This window comes from Microbacterium sp. NPDC078814 (assembly GCF_040702645.1).
Lineage (GTDB): Bacteria > Actinomycetota > Actinomycetes > Actinomycetales > Microbacteriaceae > Microbacterium.
On record NZ_JBFBLT010000003.1, the window covers coordinates 246,075 to 264,841 of the forward strand.

The following is an 18,767-nucleotide window of genomic DNA, read 5'->3' on the forward strand; positions in this document are numbered from 1 at the left end:
AGTCCGATCCGGGTCATCCTTCCGGTGGATATCGCGGATCAGCGCCGGACCGGCCACCGCAGCCGGCGGGGGCGCACGACGCGGACCGGGCGGGTGACGACTGCGTCGACCACCATCGAGCCGTCGGTGGGGCCGACGATCGCGATCGCGGAGGTCTCCGTGGCCTCGGCCGGGGCCACGGGTTGCGTCGCGAGCGCGCGATGCGCCTTGACGTAGGCCGGCACGAGGAGCACGATCGCGCCCACCCAGGCGAGCGGGTTGCTGAGAGCCACGCCGTCGAACCCGATCATCGCCCCGAGGACGACCGCGGCGACGACGCGCATCACGAGCTCGATCACGCCGGTGACCGTCGGCACCAGCGTGTGGCCGAGCCCCTGCAGCGCGCCGCGGAGCACGAAGAGCATGCCGAGCGCCCAGTAGCCGCAGCCGTTGATGATGAGCATGCGGTGCGCCATGTCGACGACGTCGTCCGAGCCGTCGCCGACGAACAGCCGGACCATCGGCGCGCCGAACGCGATGAGCAGCCCGCCGAGGACGATCGCCGCGGCGACCGCCATCCAGGTGGCCTCGACCACGCCGCGCCGGATGCGGTCGGGGCGGCGTCCACCGTGGTTCTGCGCCGCGTACATCGACACGGCGAGCCCGAGCGAGGAGAGCAGGGCGACCGCCAGGCTGTCCACGCGGGACGCCGTCGTATAGGCCGCGACCGCGTCGGCGCCGAGCGTGTTGAGCGCGACCTGCACCGTGAGGGTCCCGATCGCGATGATCGAGGCCTGGAAGCCCATGGGGAGGCCGAGGCGCAGGTGGTCGGCGATGTCCGTGCGGGAGATGCGCCAGTCCGAACGACGCAGGTGCAGCATGGGCAGCCGCCGGCGCACGAACTCCAGGCAGAGGATCACCGAGACGGCCTGTGCGACCACGGTGGCGAGCGCGGCACCCGCGACGCCCCACTCCAGCGGACCGACCATGAGCACGACGAGGCCGACGTTGAGTGCACAGGAGACCGTGAGGAACACCAGCGGGGTCTTCGAGTCGCCGATGGCGCGGATGATGGCGGAGAGGTAGTTGAAGAACATCGTCGCGCCCGCGCCGAGGAAGCTGATCTGCGTGAACACCGTCGCCTCGGCCATGAGCTCGGGCGGCGTCTGCAGCAGCGCGAGGATCGGCCCGGCGATGAGCGGCGCGACCACCGTGAGGACCACGCTCGTGATGCCGCTGAGGAGCACGCCCGTCGCGACCGAGCGGCGCACGGCGGTGTCGTCGCGCGCACCGAAGGCCTGGGCGATGGGGATCGCGAAGCCGCTCGTGAGACCCCAGGCGAAGCCGAGGAGGAGGAAGAGCAGGCTGCCCGTCGCGCCGACGGCGGCGAGGGACTGGACGCCGAGATGGCGTCCGACGACGATCGCGTCGGCGAACTGGTAGAGCTGCTGCACGACGTTGCCGAGCAGCAGCGGGATCGAGAAGGCGAGGATGACGCGCCACGGACGGCCCGTGGTGAGGGTGGTGGCCATGAAGGAAGGGGCTCGCAGGGAAAGAGGGGATGGATCGGGGGTGCGCCCAGTTTATCGAATCGTTTCGGGCGAACGGAACACCCCGGGCCGGATTGCCGTCGCCGGGGCGTCGATTTCGGACGAGCGGGCCCCGGTGGTTACTCTGCATCAGTCGAGGACGACCGGAGGAGATGAGCGTGACGAAGGAAGACACGGGGGCCATCCGCCAGGGGCAGACCGCAGCCGGAGGCGAGGAGCACCTGCGGCGCGCGCTCAGCAACCGGCACATCCAGCTGCTCGCGATCGGCGGGGCGATCGGCACGGGCCTGTTCATGGGCAGCGGCAAGACGATCTCCGTCGCCGGCCCCTCCGTGATCTTCGTCTACATGATCATCGGGTTCATGCTGTTCTTCGTCATGCGGGCGATGGGCGAGCTGCTGCTGTCGAACCTCAAGTACAAGTCGTTCAGCGACTTCGCGAGCGACCTGCTCGGCCCGTGGGCGGGCTTCTTCACCGGCTGGACGTACTGGTTCTGCTGGGTGGTCACGGGCGTGGCCGACGTGATCGCGATCGCGGGGTACACCGATGCGCTCATCCCCGGCATCCCGCTGTGGATCCCCGGCCTCCTCGTGGTCGTGATCCTCCTGGCGCTCAACCTGCCCACCGTCGCGGCGTTCGGCGAGATGGAGTTCTGGTTCGCGCTCATCAAGATCGTCGCGATCGTCGCCCTCATCGTGACCGGTCTCGTCATGATCCTCACCGGCTTCTCGCACGACGCCGGCACCGCGAGCTTCGCCAACCTGTGGGAGCACGGCGGCATGTTCCCGCACGGCTTCCTCGGCTTCGTCGCCGGCTTCCAGATCGCGGTGTTCGCGTTCGTCGGGATCGAGCTCGTCGGCACGGCCGCCGCGGAGACGAAGGACCCGAAGCGCAACCTTCCTAAGGCCATCAACGCCATCCCGATCCGGGTCCTGCTGTTCTACGTGGGCGCGCTCATCATCCTCATGTCCGTCACGCCGTGGACCGAGTACGTCGCCGGCGAGAGCCCCTTCATCGCGATGTTCGCCCTCGCCGGACTGGGCATCGCCGCCACCGTCGTCAACCTCGTGGTGCTGACCTCCGCGATGTCCAGCGCGAACTCCGGCATCTACTCCACCTCGCGCATGGTCTTCGGGCTGGCGCAGGACGGCGACGCCCCCCGGTTCTTCGGCCGGCTCTCGAAGCGCCGCGTGCCGCAGAACGCCCTGTTCCTGTCCTGCATCCTGCTGCTGTCCGGCGTCGTGCTGCTCTACGCGGGCAAGGACATCGGCACGGCGTTCGAGATGGTCACCACGGTGTCGGCCGTGTGCTTCATGTTCGTGTGGACGATCTTCCTCTGCAGCTACCTCGTGTACCGGCGCCGGCGTCCGGAGAAGGCGGCGACCTCGGCGTTCACGATGCCGGGCGGCGTGTTCATGGTGTTCGTGGTGCTCGCGTTCTTCCTGTTCATCCTCTGGGCGCTGACCACTCAGCCGGACACCCTGATCGCCCTGCTCGTGACACCGATCTGGTTCGCGATCCTCATCGTCGCCTGGCTGTTCGTGCGGAAGTCGCCGCACCACCTGGAGCGCCACGCCGCGCACATCGCGTACCTGCGCGACGACACGATCCCGGCCGACTGAGCGTCAGGCGACCGACTCGAGGGTCGCGGGCCGTGCGGCCGCGACCTTCGGGGCGAAGACGCGGGGGCGGAGCGCGAGGAACAGCAGCACCATGCCGGCGGCGAGCAGCATGTGCCCCACGCCCGCGATGCCGGCGATCATCTTCGTCGACTCCTGGCCGAGCACCGTGAGGCAGCCGTGCCAGACGAGCATCGCCGAGGTCAGCACGAGCCCGGCGGTGTAGGTCCAGAAGAACCAGCCGAACAGCCGGCTCTCGGAGAGCGCGAAAGCCTTCTCCAGGAGCATCACCACGAGGAAGACGACGAAGCCCAGCACGAGCAGATGCGTGTGCACGAGTCCGAGCTGCGTCGGCGCCCCCTCCGGGAAGCCGTTGATCTTGGTGAACTCACGGTAGAAGAGTCCGGAGGCGACGCCCACCAGCATGGAGGCGAACGCGGCGGTGAAGAGCCTGCGCATGGGAGTCCTTTCTGTCTGCCTCCAGCCTCGCCGTGGGGCCGTCGCCGCGGATCCATCGAACGGTTGAGACCGCGGGCGTCAGAGCAGACCGGACTCCCTGGCGATCGCGACCGCCTTCGCGCGGCTGTCGGCCCCGAGCTTCTCGAAGACGTGCACGAGGTGGGTCTTCACCGTCGCCTCCGTGACGAACAGCGCCTTCGCGATCTCCCGGTTCGAGGCCCCGGTGTCGAGCAGCCGCAGCACGTCGAGCTCGCGCCCCGTGAGCTGCACCCGCGGGGCGCGGAGGGCGCGGCCGACGCGCGCCGTGAGCTCCGGCGTCAGCGCCTGCCCGCCCGACGCGGCCTGTCGCACGGCCCGGACGATGTCCTCCGGGTCGATGTCCTTGAGCAGATATCCCGCCGCCCCCGCCTCGATCGCGCCGAGGATCTGGGCGTCGCGGTCGAACGTCGTGAGTATGAGCACCGCCGGTGCCGGGTCGAGCGCCCGGAGCGCCGCCGTCGTCTGCACGCCGTCCATGCCGGCGCCCAGCCGCAGGTCGCAGAGGACGACGTCGGGACGCAGGTGCCGGGCGAGCACGACCGCCTCCTCCCCCGACGCGGCCTCGCCCACGACCTCGGCGTCGTCGCGGCGGTCGAACAGCGAGCGCACGCCGGCGCGCACGATGGGGTGGTCGTCGACGAGCAGGATCCGCACGGGGGTCACGACCGGCCTCCGAGGGGCAGGTGTGCGGACAGCGCGGTGCCGTCGCCGGCGGCGCTCTCCACGTCGAGACCGCCGCCGAGCTCGCGCAGTCGGGCGCGCATCGCCCGCAGGCCGTAGCCGCCGCCGGGCCCCGCCGAGTCCAGCCGCGACGGGTCGAAGCCGCGACCGTCGTCGACAACGTCCAGCCGCACCGCGTCGCCGGCGTCCGCGAGCGTCACCACCACCCGAGTGGCGCCGGCATGGCTGCGCACGTTGGCGAGCGCGGACTGCGCCGTCCGCAGCAGGGCGACCTCCGCGTCGAGGCCGAGTGCGGGCAGATCCTCGTCGGCATGGAAGGTGGCCGCGATCCCGGTCTCGGCGGTCAGGCGCTCGAGCATCCGGGCAAGGGCGTCGCTCAGCGCGGAGCCGTCCAGCTCGGCGGGCATGAGGTCGTCGACGATGCGCCGGGCGTCGGCGAGCCCTTCCGCGGCGAGCGCCCCGATCTGCGCGAGCACCCGATCCCGGCCGTCCTCGTGCTCCGCCGCCGACCGCGCCAGCAGGACGATGGACGACAGGCTCTGGGCGACCGTGTCGTGGATGTCCCGCGACACCCTGGTGCGCTCGGCGGCGGCGCCGGACTCCCGCTGGGTCCGGGCGAGCTCGTCCTGGAGGGCCGCCATCTCCTGCTGCGTCGCGACGAGGGACGCGATGAGTCGCCGCCGCTCCCGCCCGTCGCGGACGAGCTCCAGGTAGCCGCGGGAGATCCCGAGGGCGAAGATGCCGCCCACCAGCGGCCCGATGACGTTCGCGTAGGTGGTCGTCCCGGTGTGCAGCAGCGGCGCCACGATGACGACGGCGAGGATGAGGATGCTGAGCAGCACGGCCCATCGCAGTCGCAGCAGGAAGCCGGCGAGCAGCCACAGCGAGAACGCCAGCCAGACGAACTCCGGCGACAGCGCCACCGCCCCCAGCCAGATGGCCGTGAGCCCCAGCAGCCAGCCGGCGGCGAGCGCCCGGTCGTCCGTGCGGGAGGAGAGCAGGAGTCCGCCGCCGTACCAGCCGAGGAAGGCGAGGGCGGTCGCGAGCAGCCACGGCACCGGGACCCCGTCGGCGAGGGAGCGGACGACGCCGACGACGGTGAGCACGACGGTGATGACCGCCTGGCCGATACGGAGCGACGTGACCAGGCGCCCCCAGGAGCGCGTGCGTCCCGTCCGCCCTCCCGGGTGGTCGGTCTCGGCGGTGTCTCCGGTCGGCATGCTGACATTCTCGTCCGCCGGGGCGGTGTGCGCCTCCATCGTTCGGTCGACCCCGTTCGAATCGCCCGATTGGCGCCATCCTGGCCGGATTTGGGACCAATCAGGCGATTCGAACGGAGGTATCGTGGGGCCGATGTCGACACCGCACCCGTTCCCGGCGACGATCGCGGCAGCCGTCGACCACGAGCTCGTCATCCGCAAGTCGCGCTTCCTCACGCACGTCGCGCCGGTGTCGACGGTGGCCGAGGCCGAAGCCGTCATCGCGACGATCCGGAAGCGCGCCTGGGACGCGAACCACAACTGCACCGCGATGGTGACCGGTCTGCACGGGCATCAGGCGCGCTCCTCGGACGACGGCGAGCCCTCCGGAACAGCCGGCGTCCCGATGCTCGAGGTCCTCCGGCGCCGCGGCCTCACGGACGTCGTCGCGGTGGTGACCCGCTACTTCGGCGGGGTGAAGCTCGGGGCGGGCGGCCTCATCCGCGCCTACTCCACCGCGGTGTCCGAGACGCTCGACCATGCCGCACTCGTCCGTCGCGCGGCGCTCACCCAGGCGACCGTCGAGGTCCCGCACGCCGAGGCCGGCCGCTACGACAACCTGCTCCGCGACTGGGCGGCGTCCCACGGGGCCACGCTCGGCACGCCGACCTACGGGGCCTCCGCCCAGCTGGAGCTGTGGGTACCCGCCGCCGCGCTTCCGCGTCTGACCGCCGACCTCGCCGCCGCGTCCGGGGGCTCCGTGGCCCCGGCGGCCGGGATCGAACGGATCGTCGACGTCGCGGACTGAGGCCTCCCGGCGGCCGCACACCGTCCGACGGATATCCTGGACGCCGCGGTCGCGGAAGGAGAGCGATGTTCGACAGTCCGCTCTCGGCCTCGCCGTACGAGATCCTCGGCGTGGATCCGGCCGTCGACGACGCCGAGCTCCGGCGGGCGTATCGGCTGCGACTGCGGCAGACCCACCCCGACACCGGCGGCGACGCGGCCGTGTTCATCCAGGTCCAGCGCGCGTGGGAGCTCATCGGCACCGCGGAGGACCGCGCCGCGTACGACCGCCGCGCGGGCCTGACCGACGACGGCGGCGAATGGAGCGGCTGGCGTCCCCCGACGGTGCGCACCGACACCCGGCCGCGCGCCCGCTCCTACGGACACCCCGGGGGCTGGCGCCGCGAACGCTACCTCTCCCTGATCCGCGAGTGGGCGGGTCACGGGGTCGAGGTCCCCGACCCGTACGCCCCGGCCCTCGTGCGCGCCGCCCCACGGGAGCTCCGGCGGCTGCTCGCCGACGCGCTCGCGGAGGAGGCCACGGCCCGCACGGTCTCCGACCTCGGCATGGGCTTCACGGTCTGGCACGACGTCGCCGCAGGACAGACCCCCGAGGACAAGCTCGACCACGTGGTGCTCAGCCCGTCCGGCCTCTACGGCGTCATGTCCGAGGACTTCGGCGGGGTCGTGGGGTTCCGCCGCGGGGAGATCACCGGCCCGAGCCTCGGCACGCGGGCCCCGGTCACGGCGGCTCTCGCCCGGATGCGCGCGGTGGCGAAGGCCGCGAAGGTGAAGTTCGGCGGGGCGATCGTGGTGCTCCCCGACGACGACCTCGCCCAGGCGGTCACCCCGCTCGGCAGCAACCGCGGGGTCCCGGTCGTGGTGGTGCGGCGCAGCGCGCTGGCGATGGTCCTGCGGCAGGGCGTCCCCGGGGCGCGGGCCATCGGCGGCAACGAGCTGTTCGATGTCCGCACCCGTCTGCAGCAGACGGTCCGCTTCGTCTGACGGCGGCGACGCGCCCGGCATCGCGGCATGCTCTTTTGAATCACTCAAAACACGTGTAGAGTCGAGGGCATGGAGACGGAACTCGACTCGGCGTTGCGCGACGCCGGGCTGCGTGCGACTGCGGGCCGCGTCGCCGTTCTCGAGGCTCTCGGCTCCATGGCCCACACGGATGCGGAGCGGGTCTACCGCGCCGTGTCCGACGTGCTTCCGACCACGTCGATCCAGTCGGTGCACAACATCCTCGCGGACCTGACGACGGCGGGCCTCATCCGCCGGATCGAACCGGCAGGCTCCGCGGCGCTGTACGAGCGGCGCATCGACGACAACCACCACCATGTCGTCTGCACCTCCTGCGGTGCGGTCGGCGATGTGGACTGCGTCGTCGGCGAGGCGCCGTGTCTCACCCCGTCCTCGACGGGGGGCTTCACCGTGCAGACAGCTGAAGTCACCTTCTGGGGCCTCTGCCCCAGCTGCCAGAACGCCGCGTAGGCGCATCCACCGATCCCCTCCCCGAGGGTCCGTTCGGCATGTCCGCGCGGAGAAGGAGAAGACCATGACCAACCCCACCGACGCGGGCCGTCCGGCCACGACGACGCAGGCCGGAGCGCCGATCGCGAGCGACACCCACTCGCTGACCGTGGGCCCCGACGGCCCCACCGCGCTGCACGACCACTACCTGGTCGAGAAGCTCGCCTCCTTCAACCGCGAGCGGGTGCCGGAGCGCAACCCGCACGCCAAGGGCGGCGGTGCGTTCGGCGAGTTCGTCGTCACCGAGGACGTCTCGAAGTACACCCGTGCGGCCGTGTTCCAGCCGGGCGCCACCTCGGAGACCCTCCTCCGCTTCTCCTCCGTCGCCGGTGAGCAGGGCTCGCCCGACACCTGGCGCGACGTCCGCGGGTTCTCGCTGCGCTTCTACACGACCGAGGGCAACCTCGACATCGTCGGCAACAACACCCCGACGTTCTTCCTCCGCGACGCCATCAAGTTCCCCGACTTCATCCACTCGCAGAAGCGCCTCGGCGACTCCGGCCTGCGCGACGCGGACATGCAGTGGGACTTCTGGACCCTCTCGCCCGAGAGCGCCCACCAGGTCACCTACCTCATGGGCGAGCGCGGCCTGCCCCGCAGCTGGCGTCACATGAACGGCTACGGCTCGCACACCTATTCCTGGATCAACGCCGAGGGCGAGGTGTTCTGGGTCAAGTACCACTTCATCTCCCACCAGGGCGTCGAGGCGATGAGCCCGGAGGAGGCCGAGCAGCTGGCCGGTTCCGACGCGGACCACTACCGTCGCGACCTGTTCCAGTCGATCGCCGAGGGCGACTTCCCGAAGTGGGACCTGTACGTGCAGATCATGCCGTACGACGAGGCCAAGGACTACCGCTTCAACCCCTTCGACCTCACCAAGACGATCTCGAAGAAGGACTACCCGCGCATCAAGGTCGGCACGCTGACCCTGAACCGCAACCCGGAGAACTTCTTCGCGCAGATCGAGCAGGCCGGCTTCGCGCCGGGGAATCAGGTGCCCGGTACCGGCATCTCCCCCGACAAGATGCTCATGGGCCGCATGTTCGCCTACCCGGACGCCCAGCGTCACCGCATCGGCGCGAACTACAACCAGCTGCCGGTCAACCAGCCGCACGCCGCCGAGACCCGCAACTACCAGCACGAGGGCTCGATGCGGTACCAGTACAACGACGCCGCGCACCGCACCTACCAGCCGAACTCCTTCGGGACCCCCGGTGGCCCCGCGGCCGACCCGGCGAAGGGCATCGAGGTGAACTGGTCGGCGGACGGCGAGCTCACCCGCTCCGCCGCGACGCTGCACGCCGAGGACGACGACTTCGGTCAGGCCGGCACGCTGTACCGCGAGGTCTTCGACGGCCCGCAGCGCGCCCGCTTCCTGGAGGTGCTGACCGGTCAGGGCCGCTCGATCACGGTCGACGCCATCCGCGAGCGCTTCTTCCAGTACTGGACGAACGTGGACGCCGAGCTCGGCGCCGCTCTGCGCGACCGCGTCTGACCCGAGACCCCGGGTTCTCCTCGAAACCCCCTCTCCGCGACACCGCGGGGAGGGGGTTTCGGCGTGTAACCGGGGTCTCGGCGCCACGGAAGGGAGGAGTGGGGGGAGGATGGTGGGGTGGCTGTTCCCCTCTCCGACCTCACCGAGATGCCCGACCCGCAGCACGTCTACGCGGCGGACGGCACACGACTGGCGACGTACACGTGGGGAGAGCTCGACGCCCCCGTCGTGGTGACCGTGCACGGCTTCGCCTCGGGCGCGCGTGACAACTGGGTGCTCACCGGCTGGGTGCGCGAGCTGACCAGGGCCGGGTACCGCGTGCTCGCACTCGACCAGCGGGGCCACGGGCAGAGCGACAAGCCGCACGAGTCCGACGCCTACGCCATCCGCAACCTCGTGACCGACGTCGAGACCGTCATGGACACGTACCTCGTCGACGACGCGTTCTACCTCGGCTACTCGCTCGGCGCCCGGGTGGGGTGGGAGGTGGCCCGCGAGCTCCCGCATCGGATCGGCCGGGCGGTCCTGGGTGGGGTCCCCGACGGCATCCCCCTCGCGCGTCTCGACCTCAACCAGGTGCGCGCGTACATCGCGGACGGCACCCCGGTGGAGGACCGCACGACGCAGAACTACATCGCGCTGACCGAGCGGGTGCCCGGGAACGATCTGCGCGCGCTCATCGCCCTGGCCGAGGGACTTCGGGGCTCCGGCACGATCGATCCCGATCCCGCGGACGCCCCAGTCGTGCCACTGCTGTTCGCGACGGGATCGAAGGACGCGATCATCGAGGGATCCCGGGCTCTGGCTGCCGCGGCCCCCGATGCCCGTTTCGTCGAGCTCCCGAACCGCCACCACTTCAACGCCCCCGGCTCCCGCGACTTCAAGGAGGCCGCGCTCGGTTTCTTCGCCGAGTCCTGAGCGCGCCGAGACCCCGTCTACGCGCCGAGACCCCCTCCTACACGCGAGTGTAGGAGGGGGTCTCGGCGGGAAAGCGGGGTCTCGGGGATCAGGCGGTGGCGTCCTCGCGCTTCGGGAGGACCCAGCCGGCGCGGGGGAAGTGGCACGTGTAGCCGTTCGGGTACTTGATCAGGTAATCCTGGTGCTCGGGCTCGGCCTCCCAGAACGGACCGGCGGGCTCGATCGTCGTGACGGCCTTACCCGGCCACAGACCGGAGGCGTCGACGTCGGCGATCGTGTCGCGGGCGACCTGCTCCTGCTCGGGGGTGAGCGGGAAGATCGCCGACCGGTAGCTCGACCCGATGTCGTTGCCCTGACGGTTCAGCGTCGACGGGTCGTGGATCTGGAAGAAGAACGCCAGGATGTCGCGATAGGTCGTCGCACTCGGGTCGAAGACGATCTCCACGGCCTCCGCGTGACCGGGGTGGTTGCGGTAGGTCGCGTGGTCGTTCTCCCCGCCGGTGTAGCCCACGCGGGTGTCGATCACCCCGGGCTGGCGGCGGATGAGGTCTTCCATGCCCCAGAAGCAGCCGCCCGCGAGGACGGCCGTCTCGGTCCCGGGGGTGCGGGTGATGGTTCCGGTGTCGGTCATGACTGCTCCTCAGAGGTGTGGGTGGTGAAGAGGGGGCTGTAGCGACCGTACCCCTCCTTCTCGAGATCCTCCGCCGGGATGAAGCGGAGGGCCGCCGAGTTCATGCAGTAGCGCAGGCCGCCCTCGGCGCGGGGTCCGTCGTCGAAGACGTGCCCCAGGTGGCTGTCGGCGCCGGACGACCGCGCCTCGGTGCGGGTCATCCACAGCGTGCGGTCGGTCTTCGTGGTCACGGCGTCGGCGTCGATCGGGCGCGTGAAGCTCGGCCAGCCGGTGCCGCTGTCGTACTTGTCCCGGGAGGAGAACAGCGGCTGCCCGGAGACGACGTCGACGTAGATGCCGTCGTCGTGATTGTTCCAGTAGGCGTTGCGGAAGGGCGGCTCGGTGGCGTCCTGCTGCGTGACCTCGTACTGCAGGTTCGTGAGACCGCTGACGGCCTCGGGGGTCCTGCCGTAGTCGTTCGACATGAGTGGCTCCTTGTCCGACGCCGCTGGCTGCGGCGTCACTGAGGAGAACCAGGGACGAGCCCGTTTTGGTCCCGCGGGGCTGGGAGCGGGCTGAGAGTTTCTCGCGCTCAGCCCGCGTCTCGGACGACGGCGAGGTTCCGTTCCGCGGTGCGGACGATCTCCGCGACCGTGCGATCTTCCGGCCGTCGCGCGACCTTGAGGCCGAGCCAGGGCACGTCGCCCGCGATGCGGAGCCCCGCGCGGACGTGTGCCGCGTCGAGCAGCGAGGCGGACGCGGGATGGGTCTCCGCGATGGGCAGGTGCGCGTCCACCCAGGCGGGGCCGTACGGGCTCTCGACCGGCGCGGCCCCGGAGAACGCGAGCCCGGTCAGCAGCCCCGAGGCCGCGGCGTCGGCGATCTGCGCGGTCACCGCGTCCGCGTCTCGCAGCTCGATCGCCGACCGCCCCCAGTTGAGCCAGAGGCCGACCGGGGCGTCGGCGGACCGGATGGCCGCGATCTCGGCAGCGAGCGGGAGGAACCCCTTCTCCGGCGTCTGACCGGGAACGGCGGCGTCGCAGTGCTCGATGACGAGCCGGGCTCCGCTCCAGTCGAACGCCGCGACCTCCTCCAGCGACCGGGCGAGCGCGTCCCCGTCTCCCCTCCCGCGGGGCGCGGTGTGCAGCATCACCACCGCGACCGATGGGGCGCTCTCGGCGGTGAGCCGCGCGACGTCGTCCGCCACGCGCCGCAGATCCGCCACCGCCGCGGCTCTCCCCTCCTCCTGCGGCGAGGCGAGTCCGTACGACGGGTCCTCCGCGAGCCGCCGCATCACGAACGGCACCGGGGTGACCGCGAGGGGCACGCCCGGCACATGGCCGAGGAACCAGGACGGGTCGTGCGGATGGACCGCCCCCATCCACGGCACCTCGAGCCCGGCCACCCCGGGGAGCGCGCAGAGCTGCGGCAGCAGCGCGGCCTCCAGCGCCGGATCCCACCGGGCGTGCGCGGGCGACAGCGGATAGGCGCTGAGGAGCACGGGGGTCACGGACGGGCCTCGGCGAGACTCCGCGCGAACCACGACGTGATGGTGGCCGGATGGGTGATGGCCGTGCCGACGCAGACCGCGTAGGCTCCCGCGGCGATCGCGGCGGCGGCGTGCGCCGGGGTGTGGATGCGCCCTTCCGCGACGATCGGGCGGGTGCAGCGTGCCGCGATGAGGCCGATGAGCTCGAGGTCGGGGCCGTCGCCCTTCGGCCGCTCCCCGGTGTAGCCGGACAGGGTCGTGCCGAGGATGTCGGCGCCCGCGGCTTCGGCGGCGATCGCGTCGTCGAGGGAACCGCAGTCGGCCATGATGAGCGCGTCGGAGTGCGCGCGCAGCCCGACGATGGTCTCCGCAAGGGTACGGCCGTCGGGCCGCGAGCGTCGGGTGCCGTCGATCGCCACGATGTCGGCGCCCGCGTCGGCGACGGCCACGGCATGCTCCAGCGTCGGCGTGATGAAGACGTCGGCATCGCCGTCCTTCCACAGTCCGATGATCGGCACCGGGAGGTCCGCGACCGCCCGGATGTCGTCGGTCCCCTGCACGCGGATCCCGGCGGCACCGCCGACGAGGGCGGCGTCGGCGACCTGCGCCATGGTCCGCGGGTCGCGCATCGCCTCCCCGGGGTAGGCCTGACAGGAGACGATCAGGCCGCCGCGCAGGCGTTCGAGGATGGGGGTCGGTGTCATGGTCGCCTCCAGGCGGATGCCGCGGCTCCTCGCAGCGGCGCGTCGTCGCCGAGGGTTCCCGGCAGGATGGGGGTGTCGTGCAGGGCGTCGATGGCCTCCGCGTGGAAGGCCGCCCGCAGGGAGTCCCACCACAGCTCGCCGATGCGCGGCACGCCGCCGGTGACGACGATCCGCTCCGGGTCGAGGAGGGTCGCGGCTCCCGCGAGCGCGCGGCCGACGGCGGCGGCGGAGTCCTGGATGGCGCGGGCGGCGAGCGGGTCCCCCGCGCTGGCCGCGACGGCGACCCCGCGCGCATCGCGCAGCGCCGGGTCGCCGCCGAGCGAGAGGTAGTGCCGGTGCAGGCCGATGCCGGAGCCGAGGGCTTCGAGGTGTCCGTTCCGCCCGCAGGGACAGCGGAGGTGCGCGGCACCCGGGATCGGGAGATGCGCGAGCTCGCCCGCCACGTGATGGGCGCCGCGCACCGGACGGCCGTCGAGGATGACGCCCGCGCCGACGCCGGTGCCGACGGCGACGACGAGGGCGCTCGCGGCTCCGGCGGCGGCTCCGTGCCGGTGCTCCCCCGCGGCGTGCGCGTCGACGTCGTTCTGCACCGCGACCGGGGCGGCGGCGGGGAGGCGATCCGCAAGGGCTTCCCGGATCAGGGCGGCCAGCGGGGTGCCCGGCCAGTCGGCGAAGGTGTCGGTGGCCGACACGATCGTCCCCGTCCGCGCGTCGACCACGCCCGCGGTGCCGATGCCGACGCCCGCCAGCGCGGACTCCTCGTCGAGCAGTTCCTCCGCGAGCGCGGCGACGGTCGCCACGACGGCGGCGGGTCCCGCGCTCGCGGGGGTCGGCGCCGCGGCGGTGCGCAGCAGCGCGTCCGCCCGATCGGCGAGCGCCGCGGCCGTCTTGGTGCCGCCGATGTCGACGGCGAGGACGACCTCGTGCATCAGACGGCGACCGGAAGCAGACCGAGCTCGTCGAGGATCGTGCGGATGCCGGCGACGGCCTCCGGGGAGAGCGGCTCCACCGTGTCGGCCATCGCCGCGTGGTCGATGATGCCCCGCGCGTGCATCGCCGCCTTGAACGCCCCGACACCGGTGGCGTCGCCGGACAGCCCCTGCGGCTGGAACACGATGTCGAAGAGCCGGTTGATGCGCTCCTGCTCGGCCCGGGCGGTCGCCCAGTCACCGCGCTGCGCGGCCTCCCAGAGGCGCACGTAGCCCGCGGCCTCCACGTTCGCCAGGCCGGGGACGACACCCGCGGCACCGACGAGGGCCATCGCGTCGACCACGACCTCGTGTCCGGTGAGCAGCTGCAGCGGGCGACCGGCGGCCTCGTTCGCCGCGATCAGCCGGCGGAACCCGACGTCGTCGCCGGACGAGTCCTTCACCCCCTGGATCACGCCCTCCCGGCCGAGCTGCACGAGCAGGTCGATGCCGAGCTTGGAGTGCACCCGCACCGGCACGTCGTAGGCCCAGAGCGGCACGTCGATCGCGGCGGCGATCGTCCGGAAGTGCGCGGCGACCTCGGCCGGCGAGTTCAGCGTGTACAGCGGCGCGGTGGTCACGATCGCCTGCGCGCCCGCGGCGACGAGCCGGCGGGCGGTCTCGATGATGCGCGGGGCCGTGAGCTCGATCGCGCCGGCGATGACGGGCACGCGTCCGGCGTTCGCGGCGACGATCGTCTGCAGCAGCTCGACGCGCTGGTCGTCCGTGAAGTACGCCGTCTCCCCGGTGGAGCCGAGCGCGAACAGTCCGGAGACGCCCTCCCCGATCAGACGCTCGACCAGGCGGGTGAGCGACGGGTGGTCGATCGTCCCGTCGGGCAACAGCGGGGTGGCGACCGGCGGGACGACGCTGGAGAACGACAGGGCGGGAGCGGGGGAAGGCATAGGTGTTCCGTCTTTTCAGTGGTGGGGTTCGAGCAGCGAGGGCGCGGCGCCCAGCAGCGTGCGGGTGTAGGGGTCGGCGGGGTCGTCGAAGACCCGGGCGGCGTCGCCGTGCTCGACGACGCGGCCCTTGTTCATCACGGCGATCTCGTCGGAGAGGTAGCGGACGGTCTGGATGTCGTGGGAGATGAAGACCATGCCGAGCCCGAGCTGCTGCTTCAGGTCGGTCAGCAGGTTCAGGATCTGCGCGCGCACGGAGACGTCGAGGGCCGAGGTCGGCTCGTCCGCCACGATGACTTGGGGGTCGAGGACGAGGGCCCTGGCGATCGCGACGCGCTGCCGCTGGCCGCCGGAGAGCTGGCTGGGCAGCGCCTCCAGCGCCGACGACGGCAGCCCCACGAGCCCGATGAGGTCGCGCACCTTGCGCTCCCGGCTCGCCGGGGAGCCGAGGCGATGCACCTGCAGCGGATCCAGCAGCGCGTCCCGCACGGTCATGCGGGCGTTCAGAGCCGTCGCCGGGTCCTGGAAGACCACGGAGAGGATGCGTCCCAGGCGCTTGCGCACCGCGGGGGTGAAGGAGCGCACGGTCTCCCCGTCGAAGACGACCTGACCGCTCGTGGGCTTCTCGAGGCCGATCAGCACCTTCGCGGAGGTGGACTTGCCCGAGCCGGACTCGCCCACGATGCCCAGCGTCTGTCCGCGGCGGACCGTGAGTGAGACCCCGGCGAGCGCGTCGACGTAGTGCGGGCGGAACAACGACGAGCTGCGGGCCCGGTAGCGGACGCGCACGTCCTGCAGCTGGATGACGGGTTCGCTCATCGTCCTGCTCCGATCGGTTCGACGGGCGCATCGTCGGGATGCGCGGAGTAGTAGTGCTCGGTGCCGTCGATGTGCCGCCGCACGGGTTCCACTCCGGCGTACCGGGCGGGTTCCGCGGAGCGCGGCGCGAAGCGGTCGCCCTGCGGGAAGTCCCGCGGGGAGGGGACGACACCGGACACCTGGTGCAGGCGGTCGGAGCCGGCCTCGATCGAGAGCACCGCCCCGAGCAGGCCCTGGGTGTACTCGTGGACGGGCTGCGTGAGCACCTCGCGGGTGGTGCCCTGCTCCACGACCTGGCCCGCGTACATCACGGTTATCCGGTGCGAGAGCTCGGCGACGAGGGCGAGGTCGTGCGAGACGAACACCAGTGCGAACCCGAGCTCGCGCTGCAGCCGCATGAGCAGCTCCACGACCTGCGCCTGCACTGTCACGTCGAGGGCCGTGGTGGGCTCGTCGGCGATCACCAGCCGCGGGTCGCGGGTCAGGGCCATCGCGATGAGCACGCGCTGCCGCTGGCCGCCCGAGAGCTCATGCGGGTACGAGGCGAGCGTGCGCTTCGGATCGAGACCGACGAGCTCCAGCAGCTCCTCGGCCGTGCGGGTGCCGCCGCGGGAGGTGAGCTGCTTCATCTGCGCGCGGATCAGCATCGCGGGGTTCAGCGAGCTCAGGGCGTCCTGGTAGATCATCGCGATGTCGTGGCCGCGCAGCGCGTTGCGCTCCTTCGGCGTCATCCGCAGCAGATCCTTCCCGTCGAACAGGATGCGCCCGCGGATGTCGGCCTTCGGATCGAGCAGCCCCATGATCGCCAGCGAGGTGATGGACTTGCCGCACCCCGACTCCCCCACGAGCGACATGGTCTCGCCGGGGCGCACGGTGAAGCTGACGTGGTCGACCACGTCGACGTCGCCGTGGCGCGGGAAGGAGATGCACAGGTCCTGCACCTCGAGCAGCGGCGCGGCGTCTCCCGTGTAGACCAGGCGATCAGTACGGGAGAGTTCGCGGACGCGCAGCTCCGCGAGGCGTTCCGCCAGCGGCACCGTCTCCGCGGTGGGCACGAGTACGTCGGGCACACCGCTGGGCACCGAGAGGTTGACCGCGGTGTCGACCGTCGGGATGACGTGGGTGTCGTCCGGGGCGGCGGCCTCCTCCAGGTCGTGCGTCGACTCCTCCGTGTTCGCGGCGTCGGCCGTGATCTTCCTGGCGCGCGGCGAGACCATGGCGTCGGTCATCCCCTCGGAGAGGATGTTGAGGCACAGCACCGTGATCATGATGAGGATGCCGGGGAAGAAGGTCGCCCACCACGCTCCGCTCATGAGCAGGTTGCGGCCCGCGGCGATGACGTTGCCCCACGACGGCTCGGGGTCGGGCACGCCGGCCTGCAGGAACGACAGCGAGGCCTCGAACACGATCGCGTCGGCGACGAGCACGGTCGCGAAGACGAGAACAGGCGCCATCGCGTTGCGCGCCACGTGTCGCACGATGATGCGCGGGGTGCCCGCTCCCATCACGCGCACGGCCGAGACGTAGTCCTCCCCGTACTGGTCGAGGATGTTCGCACGGACGATGCGGGTGAGCTGCGGCACGTAGAGGAACGCGATGGTCAGCACCAGCACGGGCAGCGACTTGCCGAACACCGCCACGAACACCGCGGCGAGCGCGATGCCGGGGAACGACATGATCACGTCCATGACGCGCATGAGGGTCTCGGAGATCCACTTCGGCGCGGTCGCGGCGATCGTGCCCAGCACGCAGGCGACGGCGAGGGCGACGAGGGTGGCCCCGAGCCCGATCACGAGGGAGTAGCGGGCCCCGTAGACCAGTCGGGAGAAGATGTCGCGACCCTGCCGGTCGGTGCCGAACCAATGCTCCGCACTCGGCGGCTGCACCGGGGAGCCGGAGGCGAGCGGGTCGTACGGCGAGATCAGCGGAGCGAGGATCGCGGCGAGCGCGATGATCGCGAGCACGGCGAGGCAGATGACCGAGCCGAGGGAGAGGCGGCCCCAGCGGAGGCCGGGGACGGAGAGCCGTTCCGTGAGTCTGCGTCGCATGTCACACCGCCCGGATTCGAGGATTGATGAGCACGTACAGGAGGTCGACGATGATGTTGATCACGACGAACGCGAGCGCGACCGCGAGCGTCACGCCCTGCACGAGGTTGGGTTCGTTGTTGGTGACCCCGTTGAGGATGAGGGTGCCCATCCCGGGGATCGCGAAGATGATCTCGATCACCACGGCGCCGCCGAGCAGGTACCCGATGCGGAGACCCAGCACGGTCACGGGGGTGATCAGCGCGTTGCGCAGCACGTTGCGGCCGACGACGATCACCCGCGGAATGCCGGCACCGAGGGCGGTGCGCACGTAGTCGCGGTCGAGCTCCTCGACCATCGAGGTGCGCACGACCCGGGAGAGCTGCCCGATCACGGGCACCGCGAGCGCGATCGCGGGAAGAGTCATCCGGGCGAGCCACCCGGACGGGTCGTCGGCGAAGGTCGGCAGCGGGCCCGAGGCCGGCAGCACGCCGAGCGCCAGGGTGAACACCTGGATGAGGAGGATCGCGAGCCAGAAGGAGGGCGTGGACAGCGCGGCGACGCCGAAGACGCGGATGACCTGGTCAGGCCAGCGGTCGCGGTAGACCGCGGCGAGGACGCCGATCACGAACGCCACGACCACCGCGATCACGAGCCCGAGGAAGGTCAGGGCCAGCGTCACCGGGAAGGCCCTGGCGACCTCGTCGACCACGGGCAGGCTGCGGGCGGAGTAGGTGCCCAGGTCGCCCTGGACGAGGCCGAACAGGAAGTTCACGTAGCGGACGAACAGCGGGAGGTTCAGTCCGTGGTCTTCGCGGTACGCCTCCAGCGCTTCGGGGGACGCGGTCTCGCCGAGCGCGGTGCGTGCCGGGTCGACGGGCGAGAGGGACATCACGAAGAAGACCAGGAACGTGATGCCGAGGATCATCAGCGGCAACTGCAGCAGTCGCCGGCCGACGAGGCGGAGCGTGTGGGACACGTGCCGCTCCT

Annotated in this window: 19 protein-coding genes; 6 read left to right on the forward strand and 13 right to left on the reverse strand. The window is 71.5% G+C overall.

What is annotated here, in order from left to right; genetic code table 11:
• Window positions 1–38 precede the first annotated feature (38 nt).
• A complete protein-coding gene (locus AB0300_RS07390; protein WP_366215754.1) occupies window positions 39–1,511 on the reverse strand; it encodes an MATE family efflux transporter in 1,473 nt (490 codons plus the stop codon).
• Window positions 1,512–1,687: 176 nt separating this feature from the next.
• On the opposite strand from AB0300_RS07390, the gene cycA reads away from it, so the two are divergent.
• The gene (cycA, locus tag AB0300_RS07395; RefSeq protein WP_238695705.1) at window positions 1,688–3,151 is read left to right on the forward strand and encodes a D-serine/D-alanine/glycine transporter; all 1,464 of its coding nucleotides are present in this window, start codon (window positions 1,688–1,690) and stop codon (window positions 3,149–3,151) included.
• Window positions 3,152–3,154: 3 nt separating this feature from the next.
• Here the strand turns inward: cycA and AB0300_RS07400 are convergent, their stop codons facing one another.
• The 3 genes from AB0300_RS07400 to AB0300_RS07410 all read right to left on the reverse strand — a co-directional run bounded on the left by AB0300_RS07400 (window position 3,155) and on the right by AB0300_RS07410 (window position 5,547).
• Complete coding sequence (locus AB0300_RS07400) at window positions 3,155–3,607, reverse strand: DUF2871 domain-containing protein (RefSeq protein WP_025102774.1); 453 nt, start codon at window positions 3,605–3,607, stop codon at window positions 3,155–3,157.
• Between the two features lie 78 nt (window positions 3,608–3,685).
• Entirely contained in the window at window positions 3,686–4,309 is a 624-nt protein-coding gene (locus AB0300_RS07405; RefSeq protein ID WP_025102775.1) for a response regulator transcription factor, read from the reverse strand.
• A complete protein-coding gene (locus AB0300_RS07410; protein WP_366215755.1) occupies window positions 4,306–5,547 on the reverse strand; it encodes a sensor histidine kinase in 1,242 nt (413 codons plus the stop codon). Before AB0300_RS07410 ends, AB0300_RS07405 begins: the two co-directional genes overlap by 4 nt.
• Window positions 5,548–5,680: 133 nt before the next feature.
• Here AB0300_RS07410 and AB0300_RS07415 point away from each other — a divergent pair, with 133 nt between their 5' ends.
• The 5 genes from AB0300_RS07415 to AB0300_RS07435 all read left to right on the forward strand — a co-directional run bounded on the left by AB0300_RS07415 (window position 5,681) and on the right by AB0300_RS07435 (window position 10,258).
• Window positions 5,681–6,334 (forward strand): YigZ family protein, encoded by a 654-nt coding sequence (locus AB0300_RS07415; protein ID WP_303709267.1) that lies wholly within the window; start codon window positions 5,681–5,683, stop codon window positions 6,332–6,334.
• Between the two features lie 65 nt (window positions 6,335–6,399).
• Complete coding sequence (locus tag AB0300_RS07420) at window positions 6,400–7,317, forward strand: DnaJ domain-containing protein (protein WP_025102778.1); 918 nt, start codon at window positions 6,400–6,402, stop codon at window positions 7,315–7,317.
• Window positions 7,318–7,386: 69 nt separating this feature from the next.
• Window positions 7,387–7,806 (forward strand): Fur family transcriptional regulator, encoded by a 420-nt coding sequence (locus AB0300_RS07425; protein ID WP_025102779.1) that lies wholly within the window; start codon window positions 7,387–7,389, stop codon window positions 7,804–7,806.
• A 64-nt stretch (window positions 7,807–7,870) separates the two neighbouring features.
• Complete coding sequence (locus AB0300_RS07430; RefSeq protein ID WP_025102780.1) at window positions 7,871–9,340, forward strand: catalase; 1,470 nt, start codon at window positions 7,871–7,873, stop codon at window positions 9,338–9,340.
• Between the two features lie 117 nt (window positions 9,341–9,457).
• A complete protein-coding gene (locus AB0300_RS07435) occupies window positions 9,458–10,258 on the forward strand; it encodes an alpha/beta fold hydrolase (protein ID WP_366215756.1) in 801 nt (266 codons plus the stop codon).
• An 88-nt stretch (window positions 10,259–10,346) separates the two neighbouring features.
• Here AB0300_RS07435 and msrA read toward each other — a convergent pair whose 3' ends face one another.
• The 9 genes from msrA to AB0300_RS07480 form a co-directional block, all read right to left on the reverse strand.
• Window positions 10,347–10,889 (reverse strand): peptide-methionine (S)-S-oxide reductase MsrA, encoded by a 543-nt coding sequence (gene msrA / locus AB0300_RS07440; protein ID WP_025102782.1) that lies wholly within the window; start codon window positions 10,887–10,889, stop codon window positions 10,347–10,349.
• On the reverse strand, window positions 10,886–11,353 hold the full coding sequence (gene msrB / locus AB0300_RS07445) for a peptide-methionine (R)-S-oxide reductase MsrB (RefSeq protein ID WP_062637836.1): 468 nt from the start codon (window positions 11,351–11,353) through the stop codon (window positions 10,886–10,888). Before msrB ends, msrA begins: the two co-directional genes overlap by 4 nt.
• A gap of 107 nt (window positions 11,354–11,460) precedes the next feature.
• A complete protein-coding gene (locus tag AB0300_RS07450; protein WP_161973081.1) occupies window positions 11,461–12,378 on the reverse strand; it encodes a DUF4862 family protein in 918 nt (305 codons plus the stop codon).
• The gene (locus AB0300_RS07455; RefSeq protein ID WP_062765763.1) at window positions 12,375–13,061 is read right to left on the reverse strand and encodes a putative N-acetylmannosamine-6-phosphate 2-epimerase; all 687 of its coding nucleotides are present in this window, start codon (window positions 13,059–13,061) and stop codon (window positions 12,375–12,377) included. The genes AB0300_RS07450 and AB0300_RS07455 overlap by 4 nt, the downstream gene beginning before the upstream one ends.
• Window positions 13,058–13,990, reverse strand: coding sequence for an ROK family protein (locus tag AB0300_RS07460; protein WP_366215757.1), 933 nt, complete (start codon window positions 13,988–13,990; stop codon window positions 13,058–13,060). The genes AB0300_RS07455 and AB0300_RS07460 overlap by 4 nt, the downstream gene beginning before the upstream one ends.
• Window positions 13,990–14,934, reverse strand: a complete 945-nt coding sequence (locus AB0300_RS07465) for a dihydrodipicolinate synthase family protein (RefSeq protein ID WP_366215758.1) — start codon at window positions 14,932–14,934, stop codon at window positions 13,990–13,992. The genes AB0300_RS07460 and AB0300_RS07465 overlap by 1 nt, the downstream gene beginning before the upstream one ends.
• Before the next feature lie 15 nt (window positions 14,935–14,949).
• Window positions 14,950–15,750: an ATP-binding cassette domain-containing protein gene (locus AB0300_RS07470; RefSeq protein WP_062637826.1), complete on the reverse strand. Its 801-nt coding sequence runs from the start codon at window positions 15,748–15,750 to the stop codon at window positions 14,950–14,952.
• Window positions 15,747–17,798: a dipeptide/oligopeptide/nickel ABC transporter permease/ATP-binding protein gene (locus AB0300_RS07475; RefSeq protein ID WP_366215759.1), complete on the reverse strand. Its 2,052-nt coding sequence runs from the start codon at window positions 17,796–17,798 to the stop codon at window positions 15,747–15,749. The genes AB0300_RS07470 and AB0300_RS07475 overlap by 4 nt, the downstream gene beginning before the upstream one ends.
• A 1-nt stretch (window position 17,799) precedes the next feature.
• A complete protein-coding gene (locus AB0300_RS07480; RefSeq protein WP_366215760.1) occupies window positions 17,800–18,756 on the reverse strand; it encodes an ABC transporter permease in 957 nt (318 codons plus the stop codon).
• Window positions 18,757–18,767: the final 11 nt, after the last annotated feature.

Coding starts and splice junctions, on each gene's coding strand:
- AB0300_RS07420 (WP_025102778.1), top strand. CDS start 6,400: ATGTTCGACAGTCCGCTCTCGGCCTCGCCGTACGAGATCCTCGGCGTG.
- AB0300_RS07425 (WP_025102779.1), top strand. CDS start 7,387: ATGGAGACGGAACTCGACTCGGCGTTGCGCGACGCCGGGCTGCGTGCG.
- AB0300_RS07410 (WP_366215755.1), bottom strand. CDS start 5,547: ATGCCGACCGGAGACACCGCCGAGACCGACCACCCGGGAGGGCGGACG.
- AB0300_RS07460 (WP_366215757.1), bottom strand. CDS start 13,990: ATGCACGAGGTCGTCCTCGCCGTCGACATCGGCGGCACCAAGACGGCC.
- msrB (WP_062637836.1), bottom strand. CDS start 11,353: ATGTCGAACGACTACGGCAGGACCCCCGAGGCCGTCAGCGGTCTCACG.
- AB0300_RS07475 (WP_366215759.1), bottom strand. CDS start 17,798: ATGCGACGCAGACTCACGGAACGGCTCTCCGTCCCCGGCCTCCGCTGG.
- AB0300_RS07465 (WP_366215758.1), bottom strand. CDS start 14,934: ATGCCTTCCCCCGCTCCCGCCCTGTCGTTCTCCAGCGTCGTCCCGCCG.
- AB0300_RS07415 (WP_303709267.1), top strand. CDS start 5,681: ATGTCGACACCGCACCCGTTCCCGGCGACGATCGCGGCAGCCGTCGAC.
- msrA (WP_025102782.1), bottom strand. CDS start 10,889: ATGACCGACACCGGAACCATCACCCGCACCCCCGGGACCGAGACGGCC.
- AB0300_RS07390 (WP_366215754.1), bottom strand. CDS start 1,511: ATGGCCACCACCCTCACCACGGGCCGTCCGTGGCGCGTCATCCTCGCC.
- AB0300_RS07470 (WP_062637826.1), bottom strand. CDS start 15,750: ATGAGCGAACCCGTCATCCAGCTGCAGGACGTGCGCGTCCGCTACCGG.
- AB0300_RS07400 (WP_025102774.1), bottom strand. CDS start 3,607: ATGCGCAGGCTCTTCACCGCCGCGTTCGCCTCCATGCTGGTGGGCGTC.
- AB0300_RS07430 (WP_025102780.1), top strand. CDS start 7,871: ATGACCAACCCCACCGACGCGGGCCGTCCGGCCACGACGACGCAGGCC.
- AB0300_RS07455 (WP_062765763.1), bottom strand. CDS start 13,061: ATGACACCGACCCCCATCCTCGAACGCCTGCGCGGCGGCCTGATCGTC.